The organism is Derxia gummosa DSM 723, from assembly GCF_000482785.1.
Lineage (GTDB): Bacteria > Pseudomonadota > Gammaproteobacteria > Burkholderiales > Burkholderiaceae_E > Derxia > Derxia gummosa.
The window spans coordinates 202068-221008 of the sequence record NZ_KI519499.1; the positions used below are offsets into that span (position 1 = coordinate 202068).

At 71.7% G+C, this 18941-nt stretch carries 12 protein-coding genes; 10 read left to right on the forward strand and 2 right to left on the reverse strand.

From position 1 onward, the window contains the following. Positions 1-2: 2 nt before the first annotated feature. Complete coding sequence (locus H566_RS26220) at positions 3-2018, forward strand: ATP-binding protein (protein ID WP_051378977.1); 2016 nt, start codon at positions 3-5, stop codon at positions 2016-2018. A gap of 3 nt (positions 2019-2021) precedes the next feature. On the opposite strand, the gene H566_RS0118345 is transcribed toward H566_RS26220, so the two are convergent. Further along, complete coding sequence (locus H566_RS0118345) at positions 2022-2768, reverse strand: sulfurtransferase (protein ID WP_028312580.1); 747 nt, start codon at positions 2766-2768, stop codon at positions 2022-2024. A gap of 341 nt (positions 2769-3109) precedes the next feature. On the opposite strand from H566_RS0118345, the gene H566_RS26225 reads away from it, so the two are divergent. The 6 genes from H566_RS26225 to H566_RS0118375 all read left to right on the forward strand — a co-directional run bounded on the left by H566_RS26225 (position 3110) and on the right by H566_RS0118375 (position 14703). Then, positions 3110-4558, forward strand: coding sequence for an MdtA/MuxA family multidrug efflux RND transporter periplasmic adaptor subunit (locus H566_RS26225; RefSeq protein ID WP_034412426.1), 1449 nt, complete (start codon positions 3110-3112; stop codon positions 4556-4558). Further along, the gene (locus H566_RS0118355) at positions 4555-7770 is read left to right on the forward strand and encodes an efflux RND transporter permease subunit (RefSeq protein WP_028312581.1); all 3216 of its coding nucleotides are present in this window, start codon (positions 4555-4557) and stop codon (positions 7768-7770) included. The genes H566_RS26225 and H566_RS0118355 overlap by 4 nt, the downstream gene beginning before the upstream one ends. Before the next feature lie 437 nt (positions 7771-8207). Then, entirely contained in the window at positions 8208-8696 is a 489-nt protein-coding gene (locus tag H566_RS0118360; RefSeq protein WP_028312582.1) for an OsmC family protein, read from the forward strand. 460 nt (positions 8697-9156) lie between these two features. Then, on the forward strand, positions 9157-12357 hold the full coding sequence (locus H566_RS26230) for an efflux RND transporter permease subunit (RefSeq protein WP_034412194.1): 3201 nt from the start codon (positions 9157-9159) through the stop codon (positions 12355-12357). 47 nt (positions 12358-12404) lie between these two features. Continuing rightward, a complete protein-coding gene (locus tag H566_RS26235; RefSeq protein ID WP_034412196.1) occupies positions 12405-14051 on the forward strand; it encodes a TolC family protein in 1647 nt (548 codons plus the stop codon). 127 nt (positions 14052-14178) lie between these two features. Continuing rightward, a complete protein-coding gene (locus H566_RS0118375; protein ID WP_028312583.1) occupies positions 14179-14703 on the forward strand; it encodes a gamma carbonic anhydrase family protein in 525 nt (174 codons plus the stop codon). 80 nt (positions 14704-14783) lie between these two features. On the opposite strand, the gene H566_RS0118380 is transcribed toward H566_RS0118375, so the two are convergent. Next, on the reverse strand, positions 14784-15161 hold the full coding sequence (locus tag H566_RS0118380) for a PH domain-containing protein (protein ID WP_028312584.1): 378 nt from the start codon (positions 15159-15161) through the stop codon (positions 14784-14786). A 107-nt stretch (positions 15162-15268) separates the two neighbouring features. Between H566_RS0118380 and H566_RS0118385 the strand changes: the two genes are divergently transcribed. From H566_RS0118385 to H566_RS0118395, 3 genes are all read left to right on the forward strand, one after another. Further along, entirely contained in the window at positions 15269-16180 is a 912-nt protein-coding gene (locus H566_RS0118385) for a DMT family transporter (protein WP_028312585.1), read from the forward strand. Between the two features lie 236 nt (positions 16181-16416). Continuing rightward, positions 16417-17526, forward strand: coding sequence for an XdhC family protein (locus H566_RS0118390; RefSeq protein WP_028312586.1), 1110 nt, complete (start codon positions 16417-16419; stop codon positions 17524-17526). Between the two features lie 151 nt (positions 17527-17677). Then, complete coding sequence (locus H566_RS0118395; RefSeq protein ID WP_028312587.1) at positions 17678-18907, forward strand: voltage-gated chloride channel family protein; 1230 nt, start codon at positions 17678-17680, stop codon at positions 18905-18907. Positions 18908-18941 lie beyond the last annotated feature (34 nt).

Consider the following 18941-nt stretch of genomic DNA (forward strand, 5'->3'; position numbering starts at 1 on the left):
CCATGACCAAGAACCCGCCCCGGCTACCGCCGCATCCGCCGATCGAGGCGCGCCTGCGTGCCGAACTGCTGTCGTCAGGCCTGCAGCAGGCGCGGGCCAGCAGCGCGAGCTTCGCCGCCAGCCGGCTCGCCATCGCCGCGATCGGCCTTCTCAACGGCATCGTCGTCGAATCGCTGATGGTGGCGATCGCCACGCTGGCGGTGGTGGTGCACCGCGTGCATCTGCTGAAGCGCTTTCCGCCGATCGGCATCGATCCGGCCGAGCAGCGCCCGGTCGTGCGCACGATGGAACTCAACTGCGCGCTCAACTCCGCGATCTCGCTGTTCGCGGTGGCGACCATCGAGCGTCATGTGCCGATGCAGCAGGGCATGCTCATCCTCGTGATCCTCGCCGTCTCGCTCACGGTGGCCGGCCAGTACACGGCGCTGATCGGCCGCTGCTTCGTGATCTACATGATTCCGCACCTGCTGGCGATCGGGCTGGCCGGGCTGCTCGGGCCGCCGGTGCTGCTGGTCGTGGCGGCGACGCTGCTGCCGATGCTGTTCTTCACCCTGCGACGCAGCTCGACGCAGTTCCGCGAGATGGTGGAAAACTCGATCCGGCAGCGCATGGAGCTGGTCGATGCCAACGCCGCGCTGACCGAGGCGCGCGATGGCGCCGAGGCCGCGAGCCGCGCGAAGAGCCAGTTCCTGGCCAGCATGAGCCATGAGATCCGCACCCCGCTCAACGGCGTGCTGGGCACGCTCGACATGCTCAGGCGCAGCCGGCTCGACCCGAAGCAGCGCCACATGGTCGAGACCGCCGCCTCGTCCAGCGACCAGCTGCTGCATGTGCTCAACGAGGTGCTGGACCTGTCGAAGATCGAGGCCGGCCGCATGGAGATCGAACCGGTGCCGGTGGTGCCGGGCGCGATCGCGCAGGCGGCGGTCAACCTGTTCAACGCCTCGGCGCGCTCGCGGCAGATCGAGCTGCGCTGCGAGGCCGCGCCCGACCTGCCGCGCCTCGTGCTGCTCGACCCGGCGCGCACGCGGCAGGTGCTGCTCAACCTGATCGGCAATGCGATCAAGTTCACCGAGCGTGGCGGCGTGACCGTGCGGGTCCGGCGGCTGTCGGACGGGCCCGATCGCCTCGACCGGCTGCGCTTCGAGGTGGCCGACACCGGCATCGGCATGACGCCGGACGCGCTCGGCCGGCTGTTCGAGCCCTTCACTCAGGTGGATCAGTCCAACCGGCGGCGCCACGGCGGCAGCGGCCTGGGCCTGGCGATCAGCCGCCGGCTGGCCGAGGCGATGGCGGGTTCGCTCGACGCGATCAGTACCGCCGGCATCGGCTCGACCTTCCGCTTCGACTTGCCGCTGGTCGAGCCCGATCCGCTCGCCTGGGCACATTGCCCGCCCCCGGCGCCCAGTCCGGCGACGGCGGCCAGCCCGGCGCCAAGCCCGGCCGGTTTCGTCGGACTGCCGGGCGGCGCCGACGAGGCCGGCTATCCGCAGACCAACATCGGCGCCACCCAGTTCGGCCCGCTCGACTTCGGTCCGTCGCGCTTCGTGCCGCTCGGCGACGAACCGGCCGATTCGGCCACCGGCCCGGCCGATCCCGGCACGCTGCCGCCGGCGTTGCGTCCGGCGCGGGTGCTGCTGGTGGAGGACAACGTGGTCAATCGACTGCTCGCCTCGACCATGCTCGAACAGCTCGGCCTCGACGTGACCGAGGCCGAGGACGGCGAGACCGGCTGCGAACTGGCGCGACGCGAGCGCTACGACCTCGTGCTCATGGACTGCCAGATGCCCGGCATGGACGGCTTCGCGACGACCGCCGGCATCCGCGAGGACGAGCACAGGCGCGGAATGACGCGGGTGCCGATCGTGGCGCTCACCGCCAGCGCCATGCCCGGCGATGCCGATGCCTGCCTGCGCGCCGGCATGGACGGCTATCTGTCCAAGCCCTACACGCTCGACCAGCTGCGCGCGGTGCTCGCGCCTTGGCTCGGCGCCGAGCCGTCGGCGCTGCGGGCCTGAGCTTCAGCGCGCCGGCGCGAGCGCGTCGTCGAGGCTTTCGCGCTCGTCGAACACGAAACAGCGGCCGTGCCAGTGCGCGCCGCCTTCCAGCTCCAGGTACTTGAGAATGCCGCCGTCGAGCTGCCAGACATGGTCGTAACCATCCTCGCGCATCGCGAGCACGGCCTTCTCGCAGCGGATGCCGCCAGTGCAGAAGGTGACGACCGTGCTTCCGGCTAGCCACGCCGCGTCGGCGGCAGCCACGGCCGGGAACTGGCTGAAGCGGTCGATGCGATAGTCGATCGCGCCGTCGAAGCTGCCGGCGTCCACCTCGAAGGCATTGCGGGTGTCCATCAGCACAACCGGGCGACCGGCGTCGTCGTGGCCGGCGTCGAGCCAGCGCCGCAGCGTGGCGGGCGCGACGGCGGGTGCGCGCTCGCGGGTCGGATCGACCGGTCGCTTCATCGTGATGATTTCGCGCTTGATGCGCACCCGCATGCGCTTGAACGGCACATCGGCGGAGAAGGATTCCTTGGGCGCGAGACCAGTGAAGCGCGGGTCGGCCTCGATCCAGCTCACGAAGGCATCGATGGCGGCGCGCGCACCGGCGAGGAAGAGGTTGATGCCTTCGGGCGCGATCAGGATCGTGCCCTTGAGTTCGAGCTCGGCGCAGCGCTTGCGCAGGCCTTCGGCGAGACCGGGCAGATCGTCGAGCGCGACGAAGCGGTAGGCCGAGATATTGACGATGGTGCTGGCTTCGGACGGCGACATGGCGGCGCGGAAACGACGGAAAGGATGGCTATGGGCGGGGGCGCGCAGTGTAGTCGCGCGGGGCGTCGATAATCGCCGCCCGGCCCGCCGCCGACGCAACGCGCGGTTGCAATTCGCGTCTTTCCAGCGGCTCCGGTTTGCACTGCACTCGCCACCTTCGCCGCTGTCCTCCCCCCGTCTTCTCCATGAACCAGAACAATCATCGTGACCGTGCCTTCGCAGCGGCCGGTCCGGATGCGCGCCCTGCCCTGTCCGTTCTTCCGTCAGCGTGCGGGGTCACGCCTGCGGCGCGCGCGGGCATCGATGACCCGGTGCCGCCGCGGACGGACACCGGACCGGCGATGCGCCGGGCCGGTGCCGGTCGGACGGGCGCGCGACGCGCCGGCGGGCGGGCGCTCTGGTGGCTGCTGGCCCTGGTGGCCGTGGCCGCGCTCGGTTTCGCGGGCGGTCGCAAGTGGAGCGGCGGCACGGCAGCCGATGCGCAGTCGGCCGCATCGGCTGCCGGCGGTACCCAGGGCGGACCGGGCGGCGCCTCGGGGCCGGGCGGCGGATCGGGCGTGCCGGGCGGCGCGGAAGGTCGGCGCCAGGACGGCCCGCCGGGCGGCGGCAAACGTGGCGGTGACGCCAGCCGGCCCCAACCTGTCGTGGTCGAGACGGCGCGCAGCGGCACCCTGCGCGTGATCCAGCCGGCGGTCGGCACTGTCACCCCGCTCGCCACCGTGACGGTGCGCACCCGCGTCGACGGCACGCTCGACAAGCTGCTGTTCAACGAGGGCGACGTGGTCAAGGCCGGCCAGCCGCTGGCGCTGATCGACCCGCGCGCCTACGACGTCGCGCTCCAGCAGGCGAAGGGCCAGCTCGCGCGCGACGAGGCGCTGCTGGCCAATGCGCGCGTCGATCTGGAGCGCTATCGCGGCCTGCTCGCCCAGGATTCGATCGCGCGCCAGCAGGTCGACACGCAAGCCGCGCTCGTGCGCCAGTACGAGGCGACGGTGCAGGTGGACAAGGCGGCGGTGGCGAGCGCGGAACTCAATCTTTCGTACACGCGCATCACCGCGCCGGTCGCGGGCCGCATCGGCCTGCGCCAGGTCGATCAGGGCAACCTCGTGCGCACGAGCGACAGCGACGGCCTCGTCGTCATCACCCAGCTCGCGCCGATCTCGGTGCTGTTCTCGATTCCGGAATCGGTGCTGCCGCGCGTGCGGGCGGCGCTCGCCGGCGGCAAGCCGCTCGTGGCCGAAGCCTGGGACCGCGACCAGCGCAAGCTGCTCGCGACCGGCAGCGTCGCCACGCTCGACAACCTCATCGACACCTCCACCGGCACCGTCAAGCTGCGCGCGCGCTTCGCCAATGGCGACGGTGCGCTGTTCCCGAACCAGTTCGTCAACCTGCGGCTCGTGGTCGATGCGCTCGACGGCGCGACGCTCGTGCCGACCGCCGCCCTGCTGCGCGGCAGCCAGGGCGCCTTCGTCTATCGCGTGGGCGAGGACAAGGCGGTGGCCGTCGTGCCGGTGCGCGCCGGCGCGAGCGAAGGCGAGAACACCGCGATTGAAGCCGGCCTCAAGCCCGGCGACGTGGTCGTGATCGAAGGCACCGACAAGCTGCGCGAAGGCGCGAAGGTCGATCCGGTGCCGCGCGCGACGGCCGCTAACGCTGGCGCCGAGCCGCCGAAGCGCAAGCGCGGCGACGCGGGCAAGCCCGCCGACGGCGCCGCGCCGGCCGGCGGCAATGCCGCGCCCGCCCAAGGCAGCGCCGCCACGCCCGCTCCCGCCGCCCGTCCCGCGCAATGAACCCCTCCCGCCTGTTCATCCTGCGGCCGGTGGCGACCTCGCTGCTGATGCTCGCGATCCTGCTGTCGGGCCTGTTCGCGTGGAAGCAGCTGCCGCTGTCGGCCCTGCCCGAGGTGGACTACCCGACGATCCAGGTCGTCACGCTCTACCCCGGCGCCAGCCCCGAGGTCGTCACCTCGTCGATCACCGCGCCGCTCGAACGCCAGTTCGGCCAGATGCCCGGCCTCAAGCAGATGCTGTCCACCAGCTCGGGCGGCGCCTCGGTCATCACGCTGCAATTCACGCTCGACCTCACGCTCGACGTGGCCGAGCAGCAGGTGCAGGCCGCGATCAACGCCGGCAGCAACCTGCTGCCGAGCGACCTGCCCCAGCCGCCCATCTACAACAAGGTCAATCCGGCCGACGCGCCCATCCTCACGCTCGCCGTCACCTCGGAGACGATGGCGCTGCCGCGCGTGCAGAACCTCGTCGATACCCGCGTCGCGCAGAAGATCTCCCAGCTGCCGGGCGTGGGCCTCGTCACGCTGTCGGGCGGGCAGAAGCCGGCGGTGCGCATCCAGGCCAACCCCACGGCGCTCGCCTCCTACGGCATGAGCCTGGATGACCTGCGCACCGCCATCACCAACGGCAACACCAGCCAGGCCAAGGGCGCCTTCGACGGCCCGATCCGCGGCTCGACCATCGACGCCAACGACCAGCTCCGCTCCGCCGACGAGTACCGCAAGCTCATCATCGCCTGGCGCGGCGGCAACCCCGTGCGCCTCGGCGATGTGGCCAGCGTGCTCGACGGCGCCGAGAACGACCAGCTCGCCGCCTGGGCCGGCAATGCGAAGGACGGCGTCAAGGCCGGCATCGTCATCAACGTGCAGCGCCAGCCCGGCGCCAACGTGATCGAGACCGTCAACCGCGTGAAGGCGCTGCTGCCGCAATTGCAGGGCGGCCTGCCCGGCGCGGTGCAGGTGCAGCTCCTCACCGACCGCACCACCACCATCCGCGCCTCGGTGCGCGACGTGCAGCACGAGCTGATGCTGGCGGTGGTGCTGGTGGTGGCGGTGATCTTCCTGTTCCTGCGCAACTGGCGCGCCACGATCATCCCGAGCGTCGCTGTGCCGCTGTCGCTCGTGGGCACCTTCGGCGTCATGTACCTCGCGGGCTTCAGCATCAACAACCTCACGCTGATGGCGCTCACGATCGCCGCCGGCTTCGTGGTGGATGACGCCATCGTCGTCATCGAGAACATCTCGCGCTATCTGGAGCACGGCGAGAAGCCCGGCGATCCGCCGCTGTCGCCGCTCGCGGCGGCGCTGCGCGGCAGCGAGCAGATCGGCTTCACGATCATCTCGCTCACGGTGTCGCTGGTGGCGGTGCTGATCCCGCTGCTGTTCATGGGCGACGTGGTGGGCCGGCTTTTCCGCGAATTCGCCATCACGCTCGCGGTCGCCATCCTCATCTCGGCCGTGGTGTCGCTCACGCTCACGCCGATGATGTGCGCGCGGCTGCTGCGCCACGTGCCCGAGGCCGAGCAGGGCCGGTTCTACCGCGTGAGCGAGGCGTTCTTCGCGCGCGTGATCGCGGGCTACGGTCGGCTGCTTGCGCGCGTGCTCGATCACCAGCCGCTCGTGCTCGCGGTCGCCTTCGGCACGCTGGCGCTGACGGCGGCGCTGTATGTGCTCGTGCCCAAGGGCTTCTTCCCGACCCAGGACACGGGCGTGATCCAGGCCACGACCGAGGCCGACCAGAGCGTGAGCTTTGCCGCGATGGCCGAGCGCCAGCAGCGCGCCGCCGCGCTCGTCGCCGCCGACCCGGACGTGGAAAGCGTCAGCAGCTTCATCGGCGTGGACGGCACCAACGCCACGCTCAACAGCGGCCGGCTGCTCATCAACCTGCGCCCGATCGAGGACCGCAAGGCGCGCGCGCCCGAGATCATCCGGCGCCTGCAAGCGCGTGCAAGCGAGCTGACCGGCATCGCGCTCTACATGCAGCCGGTGCAGGACCTGACGATCGACGACCGCATCGCGCGCACCCAGTACCAGTTCACCCTCAGCACGCCCGACCTGGCCGAACTCAGCGCCTGGGTGCCGCGCCTCATGGAAGAACTGCGCACGCTGCCGCAACTCGCCGACATCGCCACCGACCTCCAGGACAAGGGCTTGCAGGCCTACATCGAGATCGACCGCGACGCCGCCGCCCGCCTGGGCGTGACCACCGCCGCGATCGACAACGCGCTCTACAATGCCTACGGCCAGCGCCTCGTCTCGACCATCTTCACACAGACGAGCCAGTACCGCGTCGTGCTGGAAGTGGCGCCCGAGGCGCGCACCGGCCTCGCCGCGCTCGAAAACCTCTACGTGCCCGCGACCGGCAACATCGCGACGACCAGCGCAGCCAATGCCAACTCCGCCCCGGCCGGCGCGAGCCTGACGACGAGCGTGTCGTCATCGCGCACGGCGCAGGTGCCGCTGTCGGCGGTGGCGCGCGTGGTCGAGCGGCCGACGGCGCTCGCGATCAGCCATGTGGGCCAGTTCCCGGCCGCGACCGTGAGCTTCAACCTCGCGCCGGGCGCGTCGCTGGGCGATGCGGTCAAGGCGATCGAGGCGGCCGAGCAGCGCATCGGCATGCCGGCGAGCGTGGGCACGTCCTTCCAGGGCGCGGCGCTGGCCTTCCGCGCCTCGCTCGACAACACGCTGCTGCTGATCGTGGCAGCGATCGTGACGATGTACATCGTGCTGGGCGTGCTCTACGAGAGCTACATCCATCCGGTCACGATTCTCTCGACGTTGCCGTCGGCCGGCGTGGGCGCGCTGCTGGCGCTGATGCTGAGCGGCAGCGACCTCGGGATCATCGGGATCATCGGGATCGTGCTGCTGATCGGGATCGTGAAGAAGAACGCGATCATGATGATCGACTTCGCGCTCGACGCCGAACGGCACCAGGGGATGGCACCGCGCGAAGCGATCTTCCAGGCCTGCCTGCTGCGCTTCCGGCCGATCCTCATGACGACGATGGCGGCGCTGCTGGGCGCGGTGCCGCTGGTGATCGGCGGCGGGTCGGGCAGCGAGCTGCGGTTTCCGCTGGGGGTGACGATGATCGGCGGGCTGGTGGTGTCGCAGGTGCTGACGTTGTTCACGACGCCGGTGGTGTATCTGGCGTTCGATCGGGTTGCGCGCAGGGTGGCTGGGGCGGGTGAAGATGCAACGGCCGTCGTTCTTTAAGCGCCTGCGGCCTGCGCTGGACGGCGCGGCTCCTTCCTTTAAGCGCTTGCGCGGCGACTGCCCCCGGCCCGGCCGCGCGCCGACTGACGCGCCCTCCGCTTCGCTGCGGGTTCCCGTCGCTGCCTTCGGAAGCCTCGGGCTCGCGGCGATGGCCGCCCCTTACGGGGCTATCGCCACTCGGCCCCACCCGCTGCGCGTGCGGGGCAACCCGAGCTTCCTCGTTCGCGACGGCGCGTCAGAAGGCGCGCGGCCGGGCCGGGGGCAGTCGCCGCGCCGTCGGTTGGTTGTCGAGGGCGATGGTCCGGCTTCCGGTCACTGCTCGCCTTGCCTCGCAGTGCGGAGTCTGGCCTCGCACTCGCACTCGCACTCGCACTCGCACTCGCACTCGCAACCGCAACCGCAACCGCAACCGCAACCGCAACCAGCCCGAGCACACCATGGCTGACTACACCTGCGACGTCCTCTGGCAACGCGGCAACGCCGACTTTCTCGACAACCGCTATTCGCGCGCCCATGTGCTGCGCTTCGACGGCGGCGTCGAGCTGCCGGGGTCGTCGTCGCCGCAGGTGGTGCCGCTGCCGTTCTCGGATGCAAGCGCCGTCGATCCGGAGGAGATGCTCGTGGCGGCGCTGTCGAGCTGTCACATGCTCTGGTTCCTGTCGATCGCGGCGGAGCGCGGATTCCGCGTGGACAGCTATCGCGACCAGGCGAGCGGGCGCATGGGCCGCAATGCCGCCGGTCGCATCGCGATGACGCGCGTGGTGCTGCGCCCGGACGTGCGCTTCTCGGGCGAGCGACTGCCCGAGCGCGCCGAGATCGAGGCGATGCATCACGCGGCGCATGAGGAATGCTTCATCGCCAGTTCGGTCACGGCCGAGGTGGTGACCGAGCCGCTGTTCAGTGACGAGGGAGCACGGCAGCAATGACGACGCGCAGAACCGGCACGACACGCGGAACCGACCTGATGCGCAGGTCCGGCCCGATGCCGACGCTCGGCGATCGGCTCGCAACAGGAATCGGCCGAGAAGCGAATCGCGCGAGCTTCGCCCGCCCCTTGCGCGCCGCTGGCGCGCCTGCCGCCGCTTCCGCCCAACCGACGGCGCCCGGGCGCGGGGTGGGCGCTGGCGGGGCTGTCTGGCGCGCCGGCGCGTACGAGGAAGCTCGGGTTGCCCCGTCGGCGGAGCCGGCGGGGTCGAGCACGGATAGCCCCGTCAGGGGCGGCCATCCGTGCGAGCCCGAGGCTTCCGAAGGGAGCGCCGGGAAGCCCGCGCGCAGCGCGGGCCGCGCCAGTCAGCCCCGCCAGCGCCCACCCCGCGCCCGGGCGCAAGCCGAAGCCCGACAACGGCCGCAAGCCCAAGCCGGACACAGGCCTCCGAGGCAGCACGCATGAAAACCTTCATCACCCGCCCCGTCGCCACGACGCTCCTCACCCTCGCGATCGTCCTCGCCGGCGCGCTCGCCTTCTTCAAGCTGCCCGTCTCACCGCTGCCGCAGGTCGATTTCCCGACCATCGCCGTCAGCGCCTATGTCCCCGGCGCCAGCCCCGAGACCATGGCCGCCACCGTCGCCACGCCGCTCGAACGCGCGCTTGGCCGCATCGCCGGCGTGACCGAGATGACCTCGCAGAGCACGCTCGGCGGCACCCGCCTCACGCTGCAGTTCGATCTCAGCCGCGACATCGACGGTGCCGCGCGCGACGTGCAGGCCGCGATCAACGCCGCCCGCCCGCTGCTGCCCACGGCGATGACGCGCAACCCCACCTACCGCAAGGTGAACCCGGCCGACGCGCCCATCCTGCTCATCGGCCTAACCTCGGCCACGCTCACGCGCGGCCAGATGTACGACATCGCCTCGTCGGTGCTGTCGCAGAAGCTCGCGCAGATCGAGGGCGTCGGCCAGGTGAGCATCGGCGGCGCCTCGCTGCCGGCGGTGCGCGTCGAGCTGAACCCGGAGGCGCTCGACCAGGCCGGCCTGTCGAGCGAGACCGTGCGCCAGGCCATCACCACCACCAACGCCAACCGCCCCAAGGGCTATCTCGAAGACGGCGACCGGCGCTGGCAGATCGCCGCCAACGATCAGGCGCGCACCGCCGCCGAATACGCGCCGCTCATCGTGCGCTGGCGCGAGGGCGCGGCGGTGCGGCTGCACGACGTGGCCGAGGTGGTCGATGGCGTGGAGGACCTCCGCAACGCCGGCATCACCAACGGCCGGCCCTCGGTGCAGCTCGTGCTCAACCGGGCGCCGGGCGCCAACATCATCGAGACCATCGACCGCGTGAAGGCCGCCCTGCCCCAGCTCCAGGCCCAGGTGCCGGCCGCGCTCGACATGCAGATCGTGCTCGACCGCGCGCCCACCATCCGCGCCTCGCTGCGCGAGGTCGAGAAGGCGCTCGTCATCTCGATCGGCCTCGTGGTGATGGTGGTGTTCCTGTTCCTGCGCAGCTGGCGCGCCGCGCTGATCCCGAGCGTCGCTGTGCCCGCGTCGCTCATCGGCACCTTCGGCGTGATGTACCTCGCCGGCTTCAGCCTCGACAACCTGTCGCTGATGGCGCTGACCGTCGCCACCGGCTTCGTCGTCGATGACGCGATCGTGGTGCTCGAAAACGTGATGCGCCATGTCGAGGCCGGCGAGTCGCCGCGCGAGGCGGCCTTGCGCGGCGCGCGCGAGGTGGGCTTCACCGTGCTGTCGATGAGCATCTCGCTGGTGGCGGTGTTCATCCCGATCCTCGCGATGGGCGGCATCGTCGGCCGGCTGTTCCGCGAGTTCGCGCTGACGCTGTCGATCGCGATCGCGATCTCGCTCGTGGTGTCGCTGACGACCACGCCGATGATGTGCTCGCGGCTGCTGCGGGCCTTGCCGGGGCATCGCGGGAATGGCGCGTCGGCCGGCGACGACGCATCGGCGAACACCTCCGGGACGGCCGCCGCCAGAGCGCCCGACGCGCCCGCACCGCGCCCCAACCTCGCGCGCCGCCTCGCCGCCGCGCTGTCCCGCGCGAGCGAGCGCGGCTTCGAGGCGCTGCGGCGCGGCTATCTGCGCTCGCTCGGCTGGGCGCTTCGGCACAGCGTGGTGACGCTGCTCATCCTCGCGGCGACCATCGCGCTCAACATCCATCTCTACGCGACGATCCCGAAGGGCCTGTTCCCGCAGCAGGACACGGGGCGGCTGTTCGGCTTCATCCAGGCCGACCAGGCGGTGTCCTTCCAGTCGATGCAGGACAAGCTCAAGGCATTCGCCGACATCGTGCAGGCCGATCCGGCGGTCGATCAGGTGGCGGGCTTCACGGGCGGCTCGCAGCGCAACGCGGGCAATGTGTTCGTGTCGCTCAAGCCGCTGACCGAGCGCCACGAGAGCGGCGACCAGGTGATCGCGCGGCTGCGCAAGGCGACGGCCAGTGTGGCGGGTGCCCAGCTGTTCCTGGTGCCGGTGCAGGACATCCGGCTCGGCGGGCGGCCGTCGAACGCCCAGTACCAGTACGTGCTCCAGGCCGACGACCTTGAGGAACTGCGCGCCTGGGAGCCGAAGATCCGCAACGCGCTGTCGCAGCGGCCCGAGCTGGTGGACGTCAACACCGACCAGCAGGACCGCGGCCTGCAGGTGATGCTGACCATCGACCGCGACGCCGCCGCGCGCCTGGGCGTGTCGGTCAACCAGATCGACACCACGCTCAACAACCTGTTCGGCCAGCGGCAGGTATCGACGATCTTCAACCCGCTCAACCAGTACCGCGTGGTGATGGAGGCGGCGCCGCGCTTCTGGCAGAACCCCGAGACGCTGGCGCGCACGAGCGTCATCAAGAGCGACGGCAGCTCGGTGCCGCTGGGCGCGGTCGCGCGCTGGGAGATGGGCTTCGCGCCGGTGGCCGTCAACCATCAGGGCCAGTTCGCGGCCAGCACGATCTCGTTCAACCTGCCGCTCGGCGTCACGCTCGGCGAAGCGAAGGACGCGGTAGAAGACGCCATGTCGCGCCTCGGCGTGCCGACCAGCGTGCACGGCAGCTTCGCGGGCAATGCGATGGCCTTCGAGCAGAGCCAGGGCAGCCAGCCGCTGCTGATCCTCGCGGCGCTGGTGGTGATCTACATCGTGCTCGGCGTGCTGTACGAAAGCCTCGTGCATCCGCTCACGATCCTGAGCACGCTGCCGTCGGCGGGCATCGGCGCGCTGCTGGCGCTGATGCTGTTCGACACCCAGTTCGACGTGATCGCGATGATCGGCGTGATCCTGCTGATCGGCATCGTCAAGAAGAACGCGATCATGATGATCGACTTCGCGATCGCGGCCGAACGCGAGCGCGACCTCTCGCCGCACGACGCCATCCTCCAGGCCTGCGCGCTGCGGCTGCGGCCCATCCTCATGACAACGCTTGCAGCCATCCTCGGCGCGATTCCGCTCGCCATCACCACCGGCGACGGCGCCGAGCTGCGCCAGCCGCTCGGCATCGCCATCGTCGGCGGGCTGGTGCTGAGCCAGCTGCTCACGCTCTACACGACGCCCGTCGTCTATCTCGCGCTCGACCGCGCGCGCCTCGCCGTCAAGCGGCGGCTCGGCCGCGCGCCGGTCGCCGTCGCGCCGGTCACGCAGCCATGAAGCCCATGAAGAATCCGATCCGCCTTCACGCCCGCGCGGGCGCTGCCATGCCGCGCCTCGCACGCACCACCGGCAGCGGCCTTGCGCTGCTGCTCGCCGCCGGACTCGCGGGCTGCGCCGCCGGCCCCGACTACCGCCGTCCCGACGCGCCGACCGGCAGCGTCTTCCGCGAGGCCGCGCCCGGCGCGGGCCAGCCCGACTCCCCGCAACCCGGCACCGCACAACCCGGCGCAACCACGCCGCCGGGCCAGCCCGCCGACAGCTGGCAACCCGCCCGCCCCGCCGACGCCACCCTGCGCGCCGACTGGTGGCGCGACTACGCCGACCCCGAACTCGACGCCCTCATGGCGCGGCTCGACATCGGCAACCAGAACCTCGCCGCCGCCGAGGCCGCGCTGCGTCAGGCGCGCGCGCTCTCGACGCAGGCGCGCTCGGCGCTGTGGCCGAGCATCGACCTCAACGGCAGTGCGCGCCGCGCCCGCTCCAGCACCGCGTCGTCGTCCACCACGGCCGCCGCCGCGCGCGGCGTGCGCTCGACCTACTCGGTCAGCCTCGACGCGAGCTGGGAGATCGACCTCTGGGGCCGCCTGCGCCGCGCCTGGGAAAGCGTGCAGGCGAGCGAGCAGGCCAGCGCCGCCGACCTCGAAAACGCCCGCCTCTCGGCCCGCGCCCAGCTCGCCGCCGACTTCCTGCAACTGCGCGTCGTCGACGCGCAGAAGCGGCTCTACGCCGACACCGTCGCCGCCTACGAACGCTCGCTCACGATCGTGCGCAACCAGTACGCGGCCGGCACTGTCGCGCGCGCGGACGTGGTCCAGGCCGAGACCCAGCTGCAATCGGCGCGCGCCCAGGCGATCGACCTCGACGTGACGCGCAGCCAGCTCGAACATGCGATCGCGGTGGTGATCGGCGTGCCGCCGTCGGCGCTGCGCATCGCCGCGCTACCCGCCGAGGCGCCGCGCCGGCCGTCGCCGGCCGCGACGACCAGCAGCGCGAGCGGCTCGGCCGGTGCGCAGTCCGCACCGCTTTTGCCCTCCGCCTTGTCCGCGGACGACGGCAGCACCTTCGCCGGCCCACGCCTGCCCTCGCTGCCTGCCGCCCTGCCCGCCAGCCTGCTCGAACGCCGCCCCGACATCGCCGCCGAGGAGCGCCGCATGGCCCAGGCCAACGCCCAGATCGGCGTGAGCGAGGCCGCATGGTTTCCCACGATCAGCCTCGGCGCGAGCACCGGCTACGGCGCGGGCCTGCTCGGCGACCTGTTCACCGCGCCCGCGCGCACCTGGGCGCTCGGGCCGACGCTCGCCGGCACCCTGCTCGACGCGGGCGGACGCAGCGCCGTCATCGCGCAATCGCGCGCGGCCTGGGACGCGCAGGTGGCGACCTACCGCCAGACCGTGCTCGGCGCGCTGCAGGAGGTGGAGGACAACCTGGCCGCGCTGCGCATCCTCGCCGACGAGGCGCGCGTGCAGGACGAGGCCACCGCGAGCGCCCGTCTCGCCGCCGACCTCGTGCTCAACCAGTACAAGGCCGGCACCGTCGGCTTCCTGAACGTGCTGACCGCGCAGACGACGGCGCTCGCCAACGAGCGCGCCTCGCTCACCATCGAGGGCCGCCGGCTCGCCGCGCATGTGGCGCTGGTCAAGGCGCTCGGCGGCGGCTGGCGGGCGCCCGACATCACGGCACGCAATCCCTGACCCGCCACCCGGGTTTCGCGGCACGCTGCAAGGGCTTGCAGCGAGGCGCCGCAGCTTGCAGACCGGCTCGCGCCCGGCCACGCGCTAGCATCGACCGGCACCCCATCGAACCAGAGGAGACAAGCCCATGGCCATCTACAGCTACGACGACCACGTACCCACGCTCGCCCCCGGCGCCTGGGTGGCCGATTCCGCCGACGTGATCGGCAAGGTCAGCCTCGGCGAGAACGCGAGCGTCTGGTACCAGGCCGTGCTGCGCGGCGACAACGAACTCATCGCCATCGGCGCCAACAGCAACGTGCAGGAAGGCGCCGTCATGCACACCGACATGGGCTTTCCGCTCACGGTCGGCGCCAACGTCACGGTCGGCCATCAGGCGATGCTGCACGGCTGCACCATCGGCGACGGCTCCCTCATCGGCATGCAGGCGGTGGTGATGAACGGCGCTGTCATCGGCCGCAACTGCGTCGTCGGCGCGGGCGCGATCGTGACCGAGGGCAAGCAGTTTCCGGACAACTCCCTCATCCTCGGCGCGCCGGCCAAGGTCGCGCGCACCTTCTCCGACGAGGATGCCGCCAAGTTCCAGCGCGGCGCCGCGCACTACGTCGAGAAGTCGGCCAAGCATCGGGCGACGCTCAAGCGCATCGGCTGAAGCTTGACGACGGCGCGGCGCCCGCCGCGCCTTGCAAGCGCTTGCGAGCCGCCGCGTCGGCGCGGCCCGTGGGCGCCGCCTCACTTCAGCACATAGCTCGCCAGCACCGCCTGCACCTCGTAGATGCTGAGCCGCTTGTTGAACTGCTTGGTCACCGGCGCCGAGGTGCTGCTGATCCAGATCTTCAGCTCGGCATCGAGGTCGAAATGGCCGCCGGTCTCGATCGAGAAGTGCGTGATGCTGCGGTAGGGGATCGAGTGGTATTCGACCTTGCTGCCCGTCAGCCCCTGCTTGTCGACGATGACGAAGCGCTTGTTTGTGAACACGAAGTAGTCGCGGATGAGCTGGTAGGCGTGCTCCACCACCTCGCCCGGCGCCAACAGCCGGCCGAATTCCTCGGCGATCTTCGCCGGGTCGATCTTCGACGCATTGCCCAGCATCCCGTCGAGCAGTCCCATTCCCTCTCTCCTGTGCGGTGGCCGGCAGATGTTGCCGGCGCTTGCCGATGTTGCCGGTTTCGGCAGGAAGACCGAGCATCGCGCCCCCGCCTTCCGGCCCGGACCCAATGACACAAGCGCTCACCTTCCGCACCGCCGTCTTTCTCACCATTCCGCCGCTGTTGTGGGCGGGCAATTCCGTCGTCGGACGCATGGCCGTCGGACTGGTGCCGCCGCTCGGGCTCAACTTCATGCGCTGGGCGCTGGTGTTCCTGATGCTGCTGCCGCTCGGCCATGCGGCGCTGCGCGATCCGGCCGCGCTCTGGGCGCGCAAGCGCTATCTCGCGCTGCTGGGGCTGACGGGCGTGGGCAGCTACAACGCGCTGCAATACATGGCGCTGCACACGTCGAGCGCGCTCAACGCGACGCTCATCACCGCGAGCGCGCCGGTGTGGATGCTGCTCATCGGCGCCCTGGTCTATCGCGTGATGCCGCGCCCGCGCGAGCTGGCCGGCGCGGCGCTGTCGCTCGCGGGCGTGGCGCTGGTGATCGCGCGCGGCGACTTCGCGCGGCTAGCGCAGCTGCACTTCGTGACCGGCGACCTGCTCATGGTCGCGGCCATCATCAGCTGGGGCTTCTACAGCTGGCTGCTCGCGCGTCCGCCCGCAAACATGCAGGGCACGGCACGGCCCGACTGGAACTGGGCCGCCTTCCTGCTCGCGCAGACGGGCTTCGGCCTGATCTGGTGTGCCGCGAGCGCGGGCGCCGAGGCGGCGCTCGGCCTCGCGCACTGGGAATGGAGCTGGCGCGTGCTGGCACTGGTGGTGTTCGTCGCCGTCGGGCCGGGGCTGACGGCCTTCCGCTTCTGGGGCTTGGGCGTGAGTCTGGTCGGGCCGTCGGTGGCGAGCTTCTTCGTCAACCTCACGCCGGTGTTCGCGGCGGTGCTGTCGGCGGGGCTGCTGGGCGAGCCACCGGCGTGGTTCCACGCCGTGGCGTTCGCGCTGATTGCGTCGGGGATCGTGGTGTCGTCACGCCGGTAGCGGCGGGAGGACGCGTGGCGCGGCGGGCGCCACGGACGCGACGAGAGAACGCTGACCCCGTGCGGGAACGGCTTGAAGAAGCATTGCTCGCTCCTGCCCGCCTGCGGCGGACCAATGGTTCGGCGGGTGGGCGTTGCCGACGGGCACGGAAATTCGCGCGAGCAAACGCAAGCCGGCTTGCGTCGGCGCCGGTCGCGGCCCAGGCTCGGGCGCTTTTCCTTGGGAGCGATACGCAAGTGGAAGCCGCCGATCTCGACGTTCTCGCCGCCGCCCTGCACTGGCTCGATGCCGGCCATGCGGGCGTACTCGTCACCGTCGTGCGCACCTGGGGCTCGTCGCCCCGGCCGCCCGGCGCGCTCATGGCGATCCGCGCCGACGGCGTGGTGACCGGCTCGGTCTCGGGCGGCTGCATCGAGGACGAGCTGATCGCCCGCGTGCGCGACGACGGCCTGGCCGCGCTCTGCCCCGCCGGCCTGCCGGCCGTCGCCACCTACGGCGTCAGCGCCGAGGAGGCGCAGCGCTTCGGCCTGCCCTGCGGCGGCACGCTGCAACTGGTGCTGGAACCGCTCGGCGAGCGCAGCCGGCTGGCCGAGCTGATCGCGCTGCTGCGCGAGCGCCGCGCCACCCGCCGCGAGCTGGACCTTTCGACCGGCGCCGTCAGCCTGCGCACCGCCGCGCTCCCGGGCGACGACGCCGACACCGCCGGCCTGCACGACGCCGCCACTGCCCTCCCCGACGCCCTCGCCTTCGACGGCCGCAGCCTCGCCCACACCCTCGGCCCCCGGCTGCGGCTCATCGTCATTGGCGCCGGCCAGCTCTCGCGCTACCTCTGCACCGTCGCCACCGGCCTCGGCTTCGACATCACCGTCTGCGATCCGCGCGAGGAATACCGCGCCGACTGGCAGGTGCCCGGCGTCACCCTCAGCTTCGACATGCCCGACGACGTCGTCATCGCCGCCCGCCCCGACGAGCGCACCGCCGTCGTCGCCCTCACCCACGACCCCAAGCTCGACGACCTTGCCCTCATCGACGCGCTGCGCTCGCCGGCCTTCTACGTCGGCGCGCTCGGCTCGCGCGCCAACAACGCGCGCCGCCGCGAGCGCCTCGCCACCCACTTCGGCCTCACCGACGCCGAACTCGCCCGCCTGCGCGGCCCGGCCGGCCTGTACATCGGCAGCCGCACGCCGCCCGAGATCGCGCTGAGCATCCTGGCCGAGATCGTGGCGGTGAAGAACGGCGTGCCGCTCGCGCCCCAGCTCGCGGTCGGCCCGGCCAAGTCCGCGCGCGAAGCCGACGGCGCGGCGGCCAACGAGCCGGGCGTCGGCGCGGGCTGCGGCATCGGCTGAGCGCGGGACCGGCTGACTGCCGGACGGCGGGCGGCTCGCGGCCGGCCGGCAAGGCCATGAACGGCTGGCGCCACGCGGCCGGCGGGCCGCGCCTCGCCACCGCCCGACGCGCCGCTAGACTCGCCCGTCCGCCACGCCCCTCCGCGCCCGCATGCCGCCGCCTCCGCTGCCCGACTTCCTCCGCCTTCTGCCCTGGCTCGCGAAATGGCTCGCGCTCGCCGCCGCCGTCGCGGCGCTCGCGGGCACGGCCTCGGCCTTCTTCCTGTTCGCGCTCGACTGGGCGACCGCCACGCGTGAAGCGCACCGCTGGCTGATCGCGCTGCTGCCGCTCGCGGGCGCCTTCGTGGCCTGGGTGTACGACCGCCACGGCCGCGCGGTCGAGGCCGGCAACAACCTGCTCATCGACCAGATCCACGATCCGCACACCCAGATCCCGCTGCGCATGGCGCCGCTGGTGCTGGGCGGCACCGTCATCGCCCATCTGTTCGGTGCCTCGGTCGGGCGCGAGGGCACCGCGGTGCAGATGGGCGGCGCGCTGGCCGACCAGCTCACGAGCGCATTCCGCCTCGGCCGCGACGACCGCCGGCTGCTGCTCATGGCCGGCATCAGCGCCGGCTTCGCCTCGGTGTTCGGCACGCCGCTCGCGGGCGCGGTGTTCGGGCTGGAAGTGCTGACCGTCGGCCGGCTGCGCTTCGACGCGCTGCTGCCCTGCACCGTCGCGGCCATCCTCGCCGACCGCGTCACGAGCGCCTGGGGCGCGCACCACACGCACTACGCCGTCGGCGCCATCCCGCCCGAGACCGCCGCCACGCTGCTCGCGGTCGCGGTCGCGGGCGCGCTGTTCGGGCTCGCGGGCAAGCTCTTCGCCGAGGCGACGCATGCGCTCGGCGCGTGGATGAAACGGCGGCTCCCGACCGCGCCGCTGCGCCCGCTCGTCGGCGGCGCTGTCATCGCAAGCCTGGTGCTGGCCTTCGGCGCCGACCGCTGGATCGGTCTGGGCATCCCGGTCATCGTCGAAAGCTTCGCCCGGCCGCTCGGCGCGCACGACTGGCTGCTAAAGCTGCTGTTCACGGTCGGCTCGCTCGGCAGCGGATTCAAGGGCGGCGAGGTCACGCCGTTGTTCTTCATGGGCGCCACGCTCGGCAATGCGCTCGCGCCACTGCTCCAGCTGCCGTTCGGCTTCCTGGCCGGCATCGGCTTCGTCGCGGTGTTCGCGGGCGCGGCCAACGTGCCGCTCGCGTCCACGCTGATGGCGATGGAACTGTTCGGCAGCGCGATGGGCATGCCGGCGCTGCTGGCCTGCGTGCTGAGCTGGCTGTGCTCGGGCCAGAGCGGCATCTACAAGGCGCAGCGCGGCCGCGAGGGCAAGCGGCCGGGCTGAACATCCCCGCGCGCCGGGGCCTCACAAGGACAAG